The organism is Streptomyces sp. NPDC054783 (genome assembly GCF_053611725.1).
Genome location: NZ_JBSHAY010000004.1, coordinates 380,921 through 396,945 on the forward strand (window position 1 = coordinate 380,921; position 16,025 = coordinate 396,945).

The window sequence follows — 16,025 nt, forward strand, 5'->3', positions numbered from 1 at the left end:
AGATCGAATCCGCCCAGGTCACGCGGGCTGGCGACGGTGCGGTTATCCGACGTACGCCGGTGACACCGCAGCCGTGGTGATCCGCCGCGCCGCCCCCGAGCCGTCCGCCGGAACCTCGTACAGATCGGCGCCGTAGTCACCGGGCAGCGCGTACACGACCGTACGGGCATCGCGCCACACCACCTGGTCGTCCACGCTCCTGCGCTCGGCCAGCGGAGTCTCCCGCATGGTGCGCAGGTCCAGGACGTACAGATGCCAGGGGGCGTCCTTGGGCAGGCCCTCGCCCCGCTTCTTGTAGGCGATCCGCGTGCCGTCGGGCGAGAGGGACGGGCACTCGACGTTCGCGTGCACGGTGGTGACCGTGCGGGCGCGCAGGTCGCCCCGGACCAGATACGTACTGCCCCCGGTCGCGAGCGTCGCGTAGAACGTGCGATCGTCCGCCGCGAACGTCACGCCCCAGAAGTTGGCGTCCGCCGCGTGGTACGTGCGCCCGTCCTTGACGATCCGGAAGGCCTCCAGGGACGGGATCAGCTCACCGCTCCTCGTGTCCACGATCGCCGCACGCGTGGAGAAGTTCGTCCCGGCGTACGAGTCACCGCCCACGAACGCCGTCCAGGCGGCGAAACGACCCGTCGGCGAGACCCGGGCGCGCGACGGGATGCCCGGGACGTCGTACCGATGCACGGTCCGCAACCGGGCGTCCAGGATCAGCGCGCGATACGTGTCCGACACCGGCCCGTGTACGGCCTGCAGACACACACCCGTCCCCGAAGCGGCATGAAAACGCAGGCACTTGACGCCGGACGCCGTCCGCGCCCCCGACGGATCGCCGGCCGGAACGCCGACGAGCTCGTCCCGGTGCGGCCCCCACGCCATGTTCCGCAACACCATCCGCCCGTGCCCGGTCAGCGTGACCGCCCCCGCCGTGACCCGAGGACCGCCCGCCTGCGCCTGGTCACGGCGGTCGGCCCGGGCCGAGGCGTGCAGCACGGACGCCACCCCCACCACCGCGAGCACGGCGACGGCGGCGACCAGGATCAGGACGCGGTTGCGTACGGTCATGCGGGCACCGTCCCCTTCGGGCGCAGGGTGAGGGAGAAGGCGGCACACGCGGCCAGCGCCACCGCCGCGCCCGCCAGCGCCGCCCGGTCGCCCCACACCGTCCAGGCCGCGCCGAACAGCAGACTGCAGGCGAACCGGGCTGCGGCCTGCCCGGTCTGCACGAGGGCCAGCCCCGACGAGCGCAGCGCCTCCGGCACCCCGTCCGAGGCCGCCGCCATCAGCACGCCGTCGGTGGCCGCGTAGAAGGCGCCGTGCAGGGCGAGGACGACGTACGGCAGGGCCGAGCCGTGCCACGCCGTGAGCAGCAAGGCGTACGCGACCAGCAGGGCACCGTGCCCGCCGACGAAGACCGCCCACCGGCCCACCCGGTCCGCGAGCCGCCCGAGCGGCACCGCCAGCAGCAGGAAGGAGGCGGCCGTACCGAGCGGCAGGAGCGCGAACCAGCGGTCCGGGACGCCGAGGCGGCGCTGCAGCAGCAGATAGACGAACGAGTCGCTGACCGTGGCCAGCCCCAGCAGCAGTGCGCACACCGCGATCCGCCGCAGTCCCCGCCGCCGCAACAGCCCCACCGCTCCCCGCAGGGTGGGCCGTTCGTCCGCGACCACGCCACCGCGCCCGCCGGGCACGAACAGAAGCAGGATCAGCACGCCCAGCACCGCGACACAGAAGCTGACGGTGAACACCGCGTCGTAGCCGTCCACCGTGGCTCGCAGGATCAGGAAGGCCACCAGCGGCCCGAGCAGCGCACCCGCCGTGTCCATGGCCCGGTGCACCCCGAAGGCCCGCCCCCGCGACTCCGCCGTACTGGACAGCGAGATGAGGGCGTCCCGAGGCGCCGTCCGCAGCCCCTTCCCCGTGCGGTCGGCGGCCAGGACGAGCCCGATCGGGGTCAGGGAGTGCGCGACCAGCAGCAACGGCTTGCACACGGCCGACACCGCGTACCCGAACCCGGCGACCCACTTGTGCCGCCCGCCGCCGCGATCGGCGAGATGCCCGCCCACCAGCCGTACGACCGCCGAGAAACCGTTGTACACACCGTCCAGCAGCCCGAAGCCCAACGGCGACAGACCCAGGCCGCTGACCAGGTACAACGGCAGCACGGCCGTGACCATCTCGGACGACACGTCGGTCACCAGACTGACCGTTCCGAGCGCGAGCACGGTGGGGGCGATCGCGGCACGGCGCCGCCCGGCCACTGGCCGGACGGCACCGTCCGCGGACGCCGGCGTGCTTGCGCGGCTGTCCGCTACGTACACGTCAGGACGCCCAGATGCCGGTGATGTCCTCGGCGGAGGCCGCGTTGCCCGCGTGCGAGGTCAGCCCCTGGCTGTCCTCGAGGGTGCGCAGCAGGTCGTAGTGGTTGTACGTGGTCGAGCTGGACGACCCGGCCGTCACCGGCTGCCCGTACAGCACGGTCGGAATCCGGTTCCCGCTCAGCCGGTTGTCCTCGTCAAAGGTGACGACGAGCAGGCTGTTGTGGGTCTTGGCCCAGGTCGCGTAGGCACCCAGGTTGTTCTTCAGCCAGGTGTCACCGGTGGACACCGAGCAGTCGTGCATGTCGCTGCACAGGTTGGGGACCACGTACGACAGCTGGGGGAGCTGGGTGTAGTCGGCCGGGAACTGGGCGAACGTCTTGGCGCTGGACGTCGGCACGTTGCTGAACCCGAACCACGGGTTGTGCTTCTGGGCGTAGTTGCCGCTGCTGCAGGTTGTCGAGCCCTGGCTCGGCAGGGACTCGTTGTAGCTGGCCCAGCTCCTTCCCGCCGCGATCACCTCCGAGGCCAGGTTGGGGGCCGAGGAGAACCCCGGCGTGACACAGCTGTCGTCGGTGATTCCCTGCGTCGAGCCGGAGAACATGGCGTAGTAGTTCGGCTGGCTCGGGTGGGTCTCGGCGTACGACTGCGTCAGGTTGGCACCTCCCGACTTCAGCGAGTTGATGTACGGGGCGTTGGAAGAGCCGATGACCTGGCTGTACGCGTGGTTCTCGAAGACCACGACGACCACGTGGTCCGGGCTCGGCACGGCGCCCGCGGCGTGCGCGGACTCTGCGCCGATCCCGGTCCACAGCCCGAACGCGGCCGCGGCGAGGGCCGCTGCGGATGCCACGACGGTACGGGTACGGCGGTACACGGAACTGCCGGACACATCAACCTCCGGTGTGGGGGTGGGACGGGGCTGGCGGTGCGGACAGAGCATGCACACGCCAACATTCCCGCGCCGCACGGCACCCAACCGAAAGGATGAAGAGCGGATGAACTACTGGCCGCAGCCGTGCACGGCACCGACGCACAGCCCACGGGGGCGCAACCCAAGCCACGACGCGCCAGCCCGGGCCGCCGCAGGCATTGCCCCCCACCCGCAGCGACCCAAGCACCCGCCCCCCGCCCGGCAGGGCCCACGCACCGGCAGGGGCTCACGCACCCGAACCTGCCCGGCAGGGCCCACGCACCGGCAGGGGCTCACGCACCCGCCCCCGCCCGGCAGGGCCCACGCACCGGCAGGGGCTCACGCACCCGAACCTGCCCGCAGGGTTCACGGCACGCGGCACGGCACCACGCACCCGAACCCGAACCCGCCCGGCAGGGCCCATGCACCCGCAGGGGCCCCGCACCCGAACCCCCTCCCGCCCCACAGGAGCCCCGAACCCCCTCCCACCCCGCAGGACCCCCGCACCCGAACCTGCCCCCGACCCGCAGGCCCCGCTCTCCAAGCCACCCCGCCCACTCCCCCGCAGGCCCCGCTCTCCAAGCCACTCCGTCCCCGCCCCGCAGGCGCCCGCCCCCAAGCCACCCCGCCCCCCTCCGGTTAGGCTCTGGCCAGGACGATTCCGATCCGAGACGCACGCAGCCGCACGCAGCCGCACCCAAGGGGAGGCACGGAGATGACGCCGGGGCGCAGAAGCAGTACCTTCACCCGCCTGCTCCGGCACGGCTTCACCGACCCCTCCGCCGCAGAGCGCCTCCTCGACGGCCCGGAACTCGCCGCCGTCCGCGACGACCCCGTCCTCCTGGAAGCCCTGGGCGCCACCGCCGACCCCGACCTCGCCCTGCACGGCCTGGTCCGCCTCCTGGAGGCCCAGGACGGCCAGACGGCCCACCGCGAACTGCTGGACACCCTCATCGCGGCCAAGCCGCTGCGCGACCGCCTCCTCGGTGTCCTCGGTGCCTCCGCCGCCCTCACCGACCACCTCGCCCGCCACCCGAGCGACTGGCACGCCCTGGTCACCTACGAGCCCCGCGACCTGCACCCCGGCGTCGAGGAGTTCGAGCGGGGCCTGGCCGAGGCCACCGACCCCGTCTCCCTCCGCGTCGCCTACCGCCGCTGTCTGCTCTCCATCGCCGCCCGCGACGTCTGCGGCACCACGGACGTCGCCGAAACCGCCGCCGAACTCGCCGACCTCGCCACCGCCACCCTCCGCGCCGCCCTGGCCATCGCGCGGGCGCACGCCCCCGGGGACGCCGCCGCCTGCAGCCTCGCGGTGATCGCGATGGGCAAGTGCGGCGGCCACGAACTGAACTACGTCTCCGACGTGGACGTGATCTTCGTGGCCGAAGCAGCCGATGGCACCACCGAGGCCAAGGCGCTCACCGCCGCCACCCGCCTCGCCTCCCACCTCATGCGGATCTGCTCGGAGACCACCGTGGAGGGCTCCATCTGGCCGGTGGACGCCAACCTCCGCCCCGAGGGCCGCAACGGCCCCCTGGTCCGCACCCTCTCCTCCCACCTCGCCTACTACCAACGCTGGGCGAAGACCTGGGAGTTCCAGGCCCTGCTCAAGGCCCGCCCGGTAGCGGGCGACGCGGACCTCGGCCAGGCGTACGTCGACGCACTCGAACCCCTGGTCTGGAAGGCGGCCGAGCGCGACAACTTCGTGACGGACGTCCAGAAGATGCGCCGCCGCGTGGTGGAGAACATCCCCGCGTCCGAGATCGAGCGAGAGCTCAAACTCGGCCCCGGCGGCCTCCGCGACGTCGAATTCGCCGTCCAGCTCCTGCAGTTGGTGCACGGCCGCACCGACCGGAGCCTGCGCAGCGGCACCACCCTGGACGCCCTGCAGGCCCTGGCCGCCGGAGGCTACGTCGGCCGTGAGGACGCCGCCCGCCTGGACGAGGCGTACCGCTTCCTGCGCTCGATGGAGCACCGCATCCAGCTCTACCGCCTGCGCCGCACCCACCTCGTCCCGGTCGCCGAGGAGGACCAGCGGCGCCTCGGCCGCTCCCTCGGCCTGCGCACCGACCCGGTGGCCGAGCTGATCCGGGAGTGGAAGCGGCACACCGGCGTCGTACGCAGGCTCCACGAGAAGCTCTTCTACCGCCCGCTGCTCGACGCGGTCGCCCAACTCGCCCCCGGCGAGGCCCGCCTGAGCCCCGAGGCGGCCCGCGAGCGCCTCGTCGCCCTCGGCTACGCCGACCCCGCCGCCGCCCTGCGCCACCTGGAGGCCCTGGCCTCCGGAGTGACCCGCAAGGCGGCGATCCAGCGCACCCTGCTCCCCGTCCTGCTCGGCTGGTTCGCCGACTCGGCGGACCCGGACGCGGGCCTGCTGAACTTCCGCAAGGTCTCCGACGCGCTCGGGAAGACCCCCTGGTACCTGCGCCTGCTCCGGGACGAAGGGGCGGCCGCGGAGAACCTGGCCCGCGTGCTGTCGGCGGGCCGCCTCGCCCCCGACCTCCTCATGCGCGCCCCCGAGGCGGTGGCCCTGCTGGGCGACGGCGACGGCGGCGGACTCGAACCCCGCGGGCGCGCCCACCTGGAGCAGGAGATCCTGGCCGCCGTGGGCCGCGCCGAGAACGCCGAGCAGGGCGTCACCGCGGCCCGCGGCGTGCGCCGCCGCGAGCTGTTCCGCACCGCCGCCGCCGACATCGTCGGCTCCTACGGCACGGAGACCAACCCCGCCGAGGCCGACCAGGGCGCCCTGGTGGACCGCGTCGGCGCGGCGGTCTCCGACCTGACCGCCGCCACCCTCGCGGGCACCCTGCGCGCGGTGGTCCGGGACGACTGGGGCGACACGCTGCCCACCCGGTTCGCGATCATAGGGATGGGCCGTTTCGGCGGGCACGAGCTGGGCTACGGCTCCGACGCGGACGTCGTCTTCGTGCACGAGCCGCAGGACGGCGTGGACGAGCACGAGGCGGGCGTGGCCGCGAACAAGGTCGTCGCCGAGATGCGCCGCCTGCTCCAGCTGCCCAGCGCCGACCCGCCGCTGCTCATCGACGCCGACCTGCGCCCGGAGGGCAAGTCGGGCCCGCTGGTGCGCACCCTGAAGTCGTACGAGGCGTACTACCGCCGCTGGTCCCTGGTCTGGGAGTCCCAGGCGCTGCTGCGGGCCGAGCCGGTAGCCGGGGACGAGGAGCTGGGCCGCCGCTTCACCGAGCTGATCGACCCCCTGCGCTACCCGGCCCACGGCCTCGAAGAGGACGCCGTACGCGAGATCCGCCGGCTGAAGGCCCGTATGGAGTCCGAGCGCCTGCCGCGCGGCGCCGACCCCAAGCTGCACACCAAGCTCGGCCCGGGCGGGCTGTCCGACGTCGAGTGGACCGTCCAGCTCTTCCAGCTCCGGCACGGCTGGGAACAGCCCGGTCTGCGCACCACCCGCACCCGGGACGCGCTGGCCGCCGCCCGCGGGGCCGGACTGCTGTCCGCCGAGGAGGCGGAGATCCTGGACGAGGCCTGGGTGCTGGCGACGCGGGTGCGCAACGCGGTGATGCTGGTGCGCGGCCGGGCCGGGGACACCTTCCCCACCGAGCCGCGCGAGCTGGCCGCCGTGGGCCGCTACCTGGGCTACGGCGCCGGGCACGCCGGCGACATGCTGGACGCCTACCGCCGTACCACCCGCAGGGCACGCGCAGTGGTCGAGGAGCTGTTCTACGGCAACGGAGGGTGACGGCCGGCCGGTGCTACGGCGCCTGAGCGGCCCGGACCGCCGCGGGCTCCGGCTCGCGCCTGCGGGCCGGGACCACCCGTGGCAGGGCGTACGGAAGCGCGCCGTACCACACCCGCGCCACCGTGAAGCCGAACGCCAGGCAGAGCACTCCGCCCACCGCGTCCAGCCAGAAATGGTTGGCCGTGGCAACGATGACCAGCAAGGTGGCCGCCGGGTAGAGCAGGCCCAGCACCCGCACCCACGGCACGGACGCCAGCGCGAAGATGGTCAGCCCGCACCACAGCGACCAGCCGATGTGCATCGACGGCATCGCCGCGTACTGGTTCGACATGTGCTTCAGATCGCCGGAGGCCATCGAGCCCCACGTGTGGTGCACCATCACGGTGTCCACGAAGTGCCCGCCGCGCATCAACCGGGGCGGCGCGAGCGGAAACAGATAGTAACCGAGCAGAGCCACACCCGTCGTCGCGAACAGCGCCAGCCGCGCCGCCGCGTAACGCCCCGGATGCCACCGGTACAACCACACCAGCACCCCGATCGTGACGATGAAGTGCAAGGTGGCGTAGTAGTAGTTCATCCCGATGATCAGCCAAGTCACCGAGTTCAGCGCATGGTTGAGGGACTGTTCGAGGGCGACGCCCAGATGGTGCTCGGCGCTCCAGATCCAGTCGGCGTTGCGCAGCGCCTTGCCCCGCTGCTCCGGGACGGCGTTGCGGATCAGTGAGTACGTCCAGTAACTCACCGCGATCAGAAGGATCTCGAACCAGAGCCGGGGCCGACGCGCGCGTCGCAACCGGCCCAGCGGAGTCCGCCCGTCCTCGCCCGTGACGGCCTGCGGAACGGCCACCTCCTCGCGACCTTCCGGCTGCGTCACGGTCCAGTCACTCATAGGCATCAAGTCTGCCAGAAAAGGCGTCTTCGACCGATCATCCCAAGGTCGGGTCCGGGACGCACCTTCTACGACATACGGACGACATTCGGTGCCGAAGCGGTCGAACCGCGCACCACCAGCTCCGGCATGAACACGAACTCGCTGTGCGGCGCGGGCGTCCCGCCGATCTCCTCCAGCAACGTGCGCACCGCGGCCTGTCCCATCGCCGGCACCGGCTTGCGGACGGTGGTCAGCGGCGGGTCGGTGAAGGCGATCAGCGGGGAGTCGTCGAAGCCGACCACCGACACGTCCCGGGGCACTTCCAGACCCCGCTGCCGGGCCGCCCGTATGGCACCGAGCGCCATCATGTCGCTCGCGCACACCACGGCCGTGCAGTCCCGCTCGATCAGTGCCGTCGCGGCGGCCTGACCACCCTCCAGGGTGTACAGCGAGTGCTGGATCAGCTCGGTCTCGACCACCTCGGCGGCGAGCCCCAACTGGTCCTGCACGGCCCGCACGAAACCCTCGATCTTGCGCTGCACCGGCACGAACCGCTTCGGCCCGAGCGCCAGCCCGATCCGGGTGTGGCCCAGCGACACCAGGTGGGTCACCGCGAGCGTCATCGCGGCCCGGTCGTCGGGGGAGATGAACGGCGCCTGCACTTTCGGCGAGAACCCGTCCACCAGCACGAACGGCACGCCCTGCGCCCGCAGCCGCTCATAGCGCTGCATGTCGGCGGTGGTGTCGGCGTGCAGCCCGGAGACATAGATGATCCCCGCGACGCCGCGGTCCACCAGCATCTCGGTCAGCTCGTCCTCGGTCGAGCCGCCGGGAGTCTGGGTGGCGAGCACCGGCGTGTAGCCCTGCCGGGTCAGCGCCTGGCCGATGACCTGGGCCAGGGCCGGGAATATCGGGTTCTCCAGCTCCGGCGTGATCAGCCCGACCAGCCCCTCGCTGCGCTGCCGCAGCCGGACCGGGCGCTCGTAGCCCAGGACGTCCAGCGCGGCCAGCACGGACTGGCGGGTGGTGGCGGCGACGCCCGGCTTGCCGTTGAGGACCCGGCTGACGGTCGCTTCGCTCACCCCCGCCTGCGCAGCGATGTCGGCAAGCCGTGTGGTCACGGCACCGGACTGTACCGGTCGTATGTCGCCTTGCCCACCGGCCGGACGCCGGGCACGGGCAGCCGAACGGCCCGCCGTGGGTTGCTGCCTCATCGCGCTCCCTCTGATTCATGGTGGCAAGAGCTTGCAGAGTCTTGCACAAGTGCCGTCGTCACCGCCCTACCGGCCCCAATACACGGTTGCGTCGGGGTCGAGTGCCGGTCACGAGCGGGTAACCATCGTGTTCCCTTGCACTTTTTTTCTGCAAGGTCTTTCGCAACGCTTACAACGCTGTTACGTTCCTGGTCGCCCGGCCGCCGCAACGGCGCTGTCGGCAAGACCGCAGGGACGGCGGACGGGACCGCCCCTGCCTCACTCGGGCTTAAACCCTCAAGGAGAACTCATGCGGCGTGGCATAGCGGCCTCCGCGCTGGTGGCGTCCCTCGCCCTCGCGGCGACGGCCTGCGGCGGCGGTAACAGCGACAGCGGCAAGGGCGACGGCCCGGTGACCATCACCTGGTGGGACACCTCCAACGCCACGAACGAGGCGCCGACGTACCAGGCCCTGATCAAGCAGTTCGAGGCCGCCAACAAGAACATCAAGGTCAAGTACGTCAACGTCCCCTTCGACCAGGCGCAGAACAAGTTCGACACCGCCGCCGGCTCCAAGGGCGCCCCGGACGTGCTGCGCTCCGAGGTCGGCTGGACCCCGGCCTTCGCCAAGAAGGGCTACTTCCTGCCGCTGGACGGCACCGAGGCCCTCGCCGACCAGGCCAAGTTCCGGCCCAACCTGATCCAGCAGGCCCAGTACCAGGGCAAGACCTACGGCGTGCCGCTGGTCACCGACACCCTCGCCCTCGTCTACAACAAGGCCCTGTTCAAGAAGGCCGGCATCGCCGAGGCGCCCAAGACCTGGGACGAGCTGAAGTCCGACGCCGCCAAGATCCAGGCCAAGACCGGACAGTTCGGCTACTGGGGCTCCACCCAGGCCTACTACGCGCAGACCTTCCTCTACGGCGAGGGCACCGACACCGTCGACGCCACGGCCAAGAAGATCACCGTCGACTCGGCCGCCGCCAAGAAGGCCTACGGCACCTGGCTGAGCACGTTCTCCGGCAAGGGCCTGCACAAGGCCGACACCACCGCCGACGCCTACGCCCACATCCAGGACGCGTTCGTCAACGGCAAGGTCGCCGCGATCATCCAGGGCCCCTGGGAGATCACGAACTTCTACAAGGGCAGCGCCTTCACGGACAAGTCCAACCTCGGCATCGCCACCGTCCCGGCCGGCTCCAGCGGCAAGGCGGGCGCCCCGACCGGCGGCCACAACCTCGCGGTCTACGCCGGCTCGGACAAGTCCCACCAGGACGCGGCGCTGAAGTTCGTGAAGTTCATGACCTCGGCGGCCTCCCAGGAGACCATCGCCCTGAAGAACTCCACGCTGCCCACCCGTGAGGACGCCTACACCGCGCAGGTCAAGGCCGACCCCGGCATCGCCGGCTTCCAGTCCGTCCTCCCCGCCGCCCAGCCCCGCCCGGCGCTGCCCGAGTACAGCTCCCTGTGGGGTCCGCTCGACACCGAGCTGCCGAAGGTCGCCGGCGGCAAGGAGCCGCTGGACAAGGGCCTGAGCAACGCCGAGGTCGCCATCGCCAAGCTGGTGCCCGACTTCAGCAAGTGACGCCCGGGTGGCCGTCGGATCCTCTCGTAAGGAGGGGAAGGATCCGGCGGCCACCGCCCTGTGCCCGGCCCAACCCCTGATCGTTTTGAAGGTGTCGAACCATGACAGTCGCCATCGACCGCGCGACCGGCAAGCGGCGCGGTGACCGCGCGCCTCGGCCCGGGCTGGGGCAGCGCATCAAGAACGGCTACCAGAAGTACTGGTACGCCTATGCGATGATCGCCCCGGTGGTCGTCGTGCTCGCCGTGATCGTGGGCTATCCGCTGCTGCGCGGTGTCTACCTCACGCTCACCGACGCCAACAGCCTCAACTCGGCGCGCACCATCGGCGTCAACCACATCCCTGCGACCTACAAGTTCATCGGGTTCGGCAACTACAAGGACATCCTGTTCGGCCCGCTGTCCTACGACCGGTTCTGGTCGCACTTCCTGTGGACGGTCGTCTGGACGGCCGCGTGCGTGGCCCTGCACTACACCATCGGCCTGTGCCTCGCGCTCATGCTCAACGAGAAGCTGCGCGGCCGCACCTTCTACCGGGTGCTGCTGGTCCTGCCCTGGGCCGTGCCGACCTTCGTCACCGTCTTCTCCTGGCGGATCATGCTCGCCGACTCCGGGGTGATCAACCAGATCCTGCACGCGCTCCACATGCCCCAGCCGCAGTGGCTGGAGGACACCTTCTGGCAGCGCTTCGCCGCGATCATGGTCAACACCTGGTGCGGTGTGCCGTTCATGATGCTCTCGCTGCTCGGCGGACTGCAGTCCATCGACTCCTCGCTCTACGAGGCCGCCGAGATGGACGGCGCGAGCGCCTGGCAGCGCTTCCGGCACGTCACCCTGCCGGGCCTGCGCTCGGTCAGCTCCACGGTCGTGCTCCTCGGCATCATCTGGACCTTCAACCAGTTCGCCATCATCTTCCTGCTGTTCGGCCCGACCAGCGCCCCGGACGCCCAGATCCTCGTCACCTGGGCCTACTTCCTGGGCTTCGGCCAGCAGCCGCGCGACTTCGCCCAGTCCGCCGCGTACGGCGTACTGCTGCTGTCGATCATCACCGTCTTCACCTCCTTCTACTTCCGCTGGCTGAAGCGCAATGACCAGCTCGCCGTCTGACGCCGCAGGAGCCACCACCATGAGCACCACGACCCTCGAAAAGACCGAGGCCGGGCCGACCCCCGCCGCGCAGCCCCCGAGCCGGACCCGCCGGCGAGGCGAACGCGGCCCGCTCGGCGCCGCCCTCCTGCACACCGGTCTCGTCCTCGCGAGCCTGATCGCACTCGCCCCGGTGGCCTGGCTGATCTTCCTGTCGCTCGGCCCCGAGAAGGACGACTACCTGCACCCGAGCAAGATCCTGGGCAAGCTCAGCTTCTCCAACTACAGCTTCGTGCTGGAGCACACCGGCTTCTTCGACTGGTTCAAGTCGACGATGATCGTGGCCGGCGGCACCACCCTGATCGGCGTCTTCGTCGCCGCCACCACCGGCTACGCGGTCTCCCGGATGCGCTTCCCCGGCTACAAGCAGCTGATGTGGGTCCTGCTGCTCACCCAGGCCTTCCCGATCGCCATCCTGATCGTGCCGATGTACGAGATCTTCAGCCAGCTCGATCTCATCGACACCTACTGGGCGCTGATCGTCATCAACTGCACCACCGCCGTGCCGTACAGCGCCTGGCTGCTCAAGGGGTACTTCGACACCATCCCCTTCGAGATCGACGAGGCCGGACGTGTCGACGGACTGAGCCCCTTCGGCACCTTCTTCCGGCTGATCCTGCCGCTGGCCCGCCCGGGCCTGGCCGTCGCCGCGTTCTACAACTTCATCACCGCCGTCGGCGAGGTCGCCTTCGCGACCACGTTCATGCTGGACGACTCCAAGTACACCTTCGCCGTCGGTCTGCAGACCTTCGTCAGCGAGCACGACGCCCAGTGGAACTACATGGCCGCCACCGCGGTGCTGATCGCGATACCCGTGTCGGTGTTCTTCTACCTCGTGCAGAAGAACCTCGTGACCGGCCTCACCGCCGGCGGCACCAAGGGCTGACGCCCGCCCCGGGACTCCCGCGCGCCTCACCGCGCGGGTAGGCGGCCGCGGTGTCCATCCGACCCCGCTGTCACCGCGGCCGCCTCGCACACCCCCCGGCCACCCGCATCCGCCGCCGTACCGCACCCACGCGCCCATGACCCGAACTCGTTTACCTCTCAAGGACGCCATGAGCCAGCAGCACCCTGCCGCACCGGCCCACCACTCCGCCGTCGCCGCCGTCGCCGACCGCCGCCGCGACTGGTGGCGGGACGCGGTCATCTACCAGGTCTACCCGCGCAGCTTCGCCGACAGCAACGGCGACGGCATGGGCGACCTGGAAGGCGTACGCTCCCGCCTGCCGTACCTGCGCGACCTCGGCGTCGACGCCGTGTGGCTCAGCCCCTTCTACGCCTCCCCGCAGGCCGACGCGGGCTACGACGTCGCCGACTACCGCGCCGTCGACCCGATGTTCGGCAACCTGCTCGACGCCGACGCGCTGATCCGCGACGCCCACGAGCTGGGACTGAGGATCATCGTCGACCTCGTGCCGAACCACTCCTCCGACCAGCACGAGTGGTTCAAGCGCGCCCTCGCCGAGGGCCCCGGTTCCCCGCTGCGCGAGCGCTACCACTTCCGCCCCGGCAAGGGGAAGAACGGCGAACTGCCGCCCAACGACTGGGAGTCCATCTTCGGCGGCCCCGCCTGGACGCGCGTGACCGAGCCGGACGGTACCCCCGGCGAGTGGTACCTGCACCTCTTCGCGCCCGAGCAGCCCGACTTCAACTGGGACCACCCGGCCCTCGGTGACGAGTTCCGCTCCATCCTGCGCTTCTGGCTGGACATGGGCGTGGACGGCTTCCGCATCGACGTGGCGCACGGCCTGGTCAAGGCCGACGGCCTGCCCGACCTCGGCTCCCACGACCAGCTCAAACTGCTGGGCAACGATGTCATGCCGTTCTTCGACCAGGACGGCGTCCACGCGATCTACCGCCAGTGGCGCCGCATCCTCGACGAATACGCCGGTGAGCGCATCTTCGTGGCGGAGGCCTGGACCCCGACCGTCGAGCGCACCGCCAACTACGTCCGCCCGGACGAGCTGCACCAGGCCTTCAACTTCCAGTACCTGAGCACGGAGTGGGACGCGGCCGAACTCCGTACGGTCATCGACCGCACCCTGGAGGCCATGCGCCCGGTCGGCGCACCCGCCACCTGGGTGCTGTCCAACCACGACGTCACCCGGCACGCCACCCGCTTCGCCAACCCGCCCGGCCTCGGCACCCAGATCCGCACGGCGGGCGACCGCGAACTGGGCCTGCGCCGCGCCCGCGCCGCCACCCTCCTCATGCTGGCGCTGCCCGGCTCGGCGTACATCTACCAGGGCGAGGAACTGGGCCTGCCGGACGTGGTCGACCTGCCCGACGAGGTGCGCCAGGACCCGGCGTACTTCCGAGGCGCCGGCCAGGACGGCTTCCGCGACGGCTGCCGGGTGCCGATCCCGTGGACCCGCGAGGGCTCGTCGTACGGCTTCGGCAGCAGCGGCAGCTGGCTCCCGCAGCCCGCGAGCTGGGGCGAGCTGAGCGTGGAGGCGCAGACGGGTGTCCCCGGCTCGACGCTGGAGCTGTACCGCACGGCCCTGACCGTCCGCCGGACCCAGCCCGACCTGGGCGCGGGCGACGCGGTCGAGTGGCTGCGGGCGCCCGAGGGCGTCCTGGCCTTCCGGCGCGGGGAGTTCGTCTGCGTCGCGAACACCACGGGGGAGTCGGTGGCGACCCCGGCGTACGGCCGCGTGCTGCTCGCCAGCGGTGAGGTGACCGAGGCCGACGACGAGACCAAGGTGCCCGCCGACACGACGGTGTGGTTCACGACGGCCTGACGGCCCGTCGACAAGTTCTTGCATCAACTTCACAACGGCCCGCTGCCTTTCAGGCAGCGGGCCTTTAACATCTGCGTCACCGCAAGTTTGCTGAAACATTGCAGCAAGCGCCTTCAGCGGTCTTTCCCAGCCTTCAAGGACGAAGGACCCCCACATGGCACGCAGACACATGGCACGCAGAACCCTCTCCGCGGTGGGCGCCCTCACGGCCGCCGCTCTGGTTGGCATGAACCCGACCACCGCCGACGCCTCCCCGCCCGGCACCAAGGACGTCACCGCCGTCCTCTTCGAGTGGAACTACGCCTCGGTGGCCCGCGAGTGCACCACCACCCTCGGCCCCGCCGGGTACGGCTACGTCCAGGTCTCCCCGCCCGCCGAGCACATACAGGGCTCGCAGTGGTGGACGTCGTACCAGCCGGTGTCGTACAGGATCGCGGGCCGGCTCGGTGACCGGACCGCCTTCAAGAACATGATCGACACCTGTCACGCGGCCGGCCTGAAGGTCGTCGTCGACACCGTCGTCAACCACATGTCGGCGGGCAGCGGCACCGGCACCGGCGGCTCGACGTACAGCAAGTACGACTATCCGGGCCTGTACTCGTACCCCGACTTCGACGACTGCACCTCCCAGGTCACCAACTACCAGGACCGCTGGAACGTCCAGCACTGCGAACTCGTCGGCCTGGCCGACCTGGACACCGGCGAGGAGTACGTCCGCAAGACCATCGCCGGCTACATGAACGACCTGCTCTCCCTGGGCGCCGACGGCTTCCGCATCGACGCGGCCAAGCACATCCCGGCGGACGACCTGGCGAACATCAAGTCCCGCCTCACCAACCCCTCCGTCTACTGGAAGCAGGAGGTCATCTACGGCGCGAACGAGGCCGTCCAGCCCTCCGAGTACACCGGCAACGGAGACGTCCAGGAGTTCCGCTACGCCTACGACCTCAAGCGCGTCTTCAACAACGAGAAGCTGGCCTACCTCACCAACTTCGGCGAGGGCTGGGGCTACCTCAGCAGCTCGGTGGCCGGCGTCTTCGTCGACAACCACGACACCGAGCGCAACGGCTCGACCCTGAATTACAAGGACGGCGCCAACTACACCCTGGCCAACGTCTTCATGCTCGCCTGGCCCTACGGCGCCCCCGACATCAACTCCGGCTACGAGTGGTCCGACGCGGACGCCGGCCCGCCCAACGGCGGTCAGGTCAACGCCTGCTGGCAGGACGGCTGGAAGTGCCAGCACGCCTGGCCGGAGATCATCCGCATGGTCGCCTTCCGCAACGCGACCCGCGGTCAGTCGGTCACGAACTGGTGGGACAACGGCAACAACGCGATCGCGTTCGGGCGGGGGAGCAAGGGCTATGTGGCGATCAACCACGAGACCTCGTCGCTGACCCGCACGTACCAGACCTCTCTGGCGGCCGGCACCTACTGCAACGTGCAGAACGACACGACGGTGACGGTGAACTCCGGTGGGCAGTTCACCGCCACCTTGGGTGCCAACACGGCACTGGCGATCTATGCGGGGAAGAGTACCTGCTGAG

Annotated in this window: 11 protein-coding genes; 6 read left to right on the forward strand and 5 right to left on the reverse strand. The window is 70.7% G+C overall.

Annotated features, from left to right (window positions below):
* Positions 1-42: 42 nt before the first annotated feature.
* From ACWGJ5_RS11360 to ACWGJ5_RS11370, 3 genes are read right to left on the reverse strand one after another with little or no spacing between them, the layout of a single operon-like run.
* Positions 43-1,062 (reverse strand): TolB family protein, encoded by a 1,020-nt coding sequence (locus tag ACWGJ5_RS11360; RefSeq protein ID WP_453309487.1) that lies wholly within the window; start codon positions 1,060-1,062, stop codon positions 43-45.
* Complete coding sequence (locus ACWGJ5_RS11365) at positions 1,059-2,318, reverse strand: MFS transporter (protein WP_453309488.1); 1,260 nt, start codon at positions 2,316-2,318, stop codon at positions 1,059-1,061. The genes ACWGJ5_RS11360 and ACWGJ5_RS11365 overlap by 4 nt, the downstream gene beginning before the upstream one ends.
* 1 nt (position 2,319) lies before the next feature.
* Positions 2,320-3,207, reverse strand: a complete 888-nt coding sequence (locus ACWGJ5_RS11370) for an alkaline phosphatase family protein (RefSeq protein ID WP_453309489.1) — start codon at positions 3,205-3,207, stop codon at positions 2,320-2,322.
* Between the two features lie 736 nt (positions 3,208-3,943).
* Here ACWGJ5_RS11370 and ACWGJ5_RS11375 point away from each other — a divergent pair.
* Entirely contained in the window at positions 3,944-6,943 is a 3,000-nt protein-coding gene (locus ACWGJ5_RS11375; RefSeq protein ID WP_453309490.1) for a bifunctional [glutamine synthetase] adenylyltransferase/[glutamine synthetase]-adenylyl-L-tyrosine phosphorylase, read from the forward strand.
* Between the two features lie 13 nt (positions 6,944-6,956).
* On the opposite strand, the gene ACWGJ5_RS11380 is transcribed toward ACWGJ5_RS11375, so the two are convergent.
* Positions 6,957-7,832, reverse strand: coding sequence for a phosphatase PAP2 family protein (locus tag ACWGJ5_RS11380; RefSeq protein ID WP_453309491.1), 876 nt, complete (start codon positions 7,830-7,832; stop codon positions 6,957-6,959).
* A gap of 68 nt (positions 7,833-7,900) precedes the next feature.
* Complete coding sequence (locus tag ACWGJ5_RS11385) at positions 7,901-8,935, reverse strand: LacI family DNA-binding transcriptional regulator (protein WP_453309492.1); 1,035 nt, start codon at positions 8,933-8,935, stop codon at positions 7,901-7,903.
* 382 nt (positions 8,936-9,317) lie between these two features.
* On the opposite strand from ACWGJ5_RS11385, the gene ACWGJ5_RS11390 reads away from it, so the two are divergent.
* The 5 genes from ACWGJ5_RS11390 to ACWGJ5_RS11410 all read left to right on the forward strand — a co-directional run bounded on the left by ACWGJ5_RS11390 (position 9,318) and on the right by ACWGJ5_RS11410 (position 16,024).
* Positions 9,318-10,592 carry an extracellular solute-binding protein gene (locus tag ACWGJ5_RS11390; RefSeq protein ID WP_453309493.1) on the forward strand — a complete coding sequence of 425 codons (1,275 nt, stop codon included), beginning with the start codon at positions 9,318-9,320 and terminating at the stop codon, positions 10,590-10,592.
* 101 nt (positions 10,593-10,693) lie between these two features.
* Positions 10,694-11,698, forward strand: coding sequence for a carbohydrate ABC transporter permease (locus ACWGJ5_RS11395; protein ID WP_385311719.1), 1,005 nt, complete (start codon positions 10,694-10,696; stop codon positions 11,696-11,698).
* A gap of 19 nt (positions 11,699-11,717) precedes the next feature.
* Positions 11,718-12,623, forward strand: coding sequence for a sugar ABC transporter permease (locus ACWGJ5_RS11400; RefSeq protein WP_453309494.1), 906 nt, complete (start codon positions 11,718-11,720; stop codon positions 12,621-12,623).
* 169 nt (positions 12,624-12,792) lie between these two features.
* Positions 12,793-14,478 carry a glycoside hydrolase family 13 protein gene (locus ACWGJ5_RS11405; protein ID WP_453309495.1) on the forward strand — a complete coding sequence of 562 codons (1,686 nt, stop codon included), beginning with the start codon at positions 12,793-12,795 and terminating at the stop codon, positions 14,476-14,478.
* A 169-nt stretch (positions 14,479-14,647) separates the two neighbouring features.
* Entirely contained in the window at positions 14,648-16,024 is a 1,377-nt protein-coding gene (locus tag ACWGJ5_RS11410; protein WP_453309557.1) for an alpha-amylase, read from the forward strand.
* Position 16,025 lies beyond the last annotated feature (1 nt).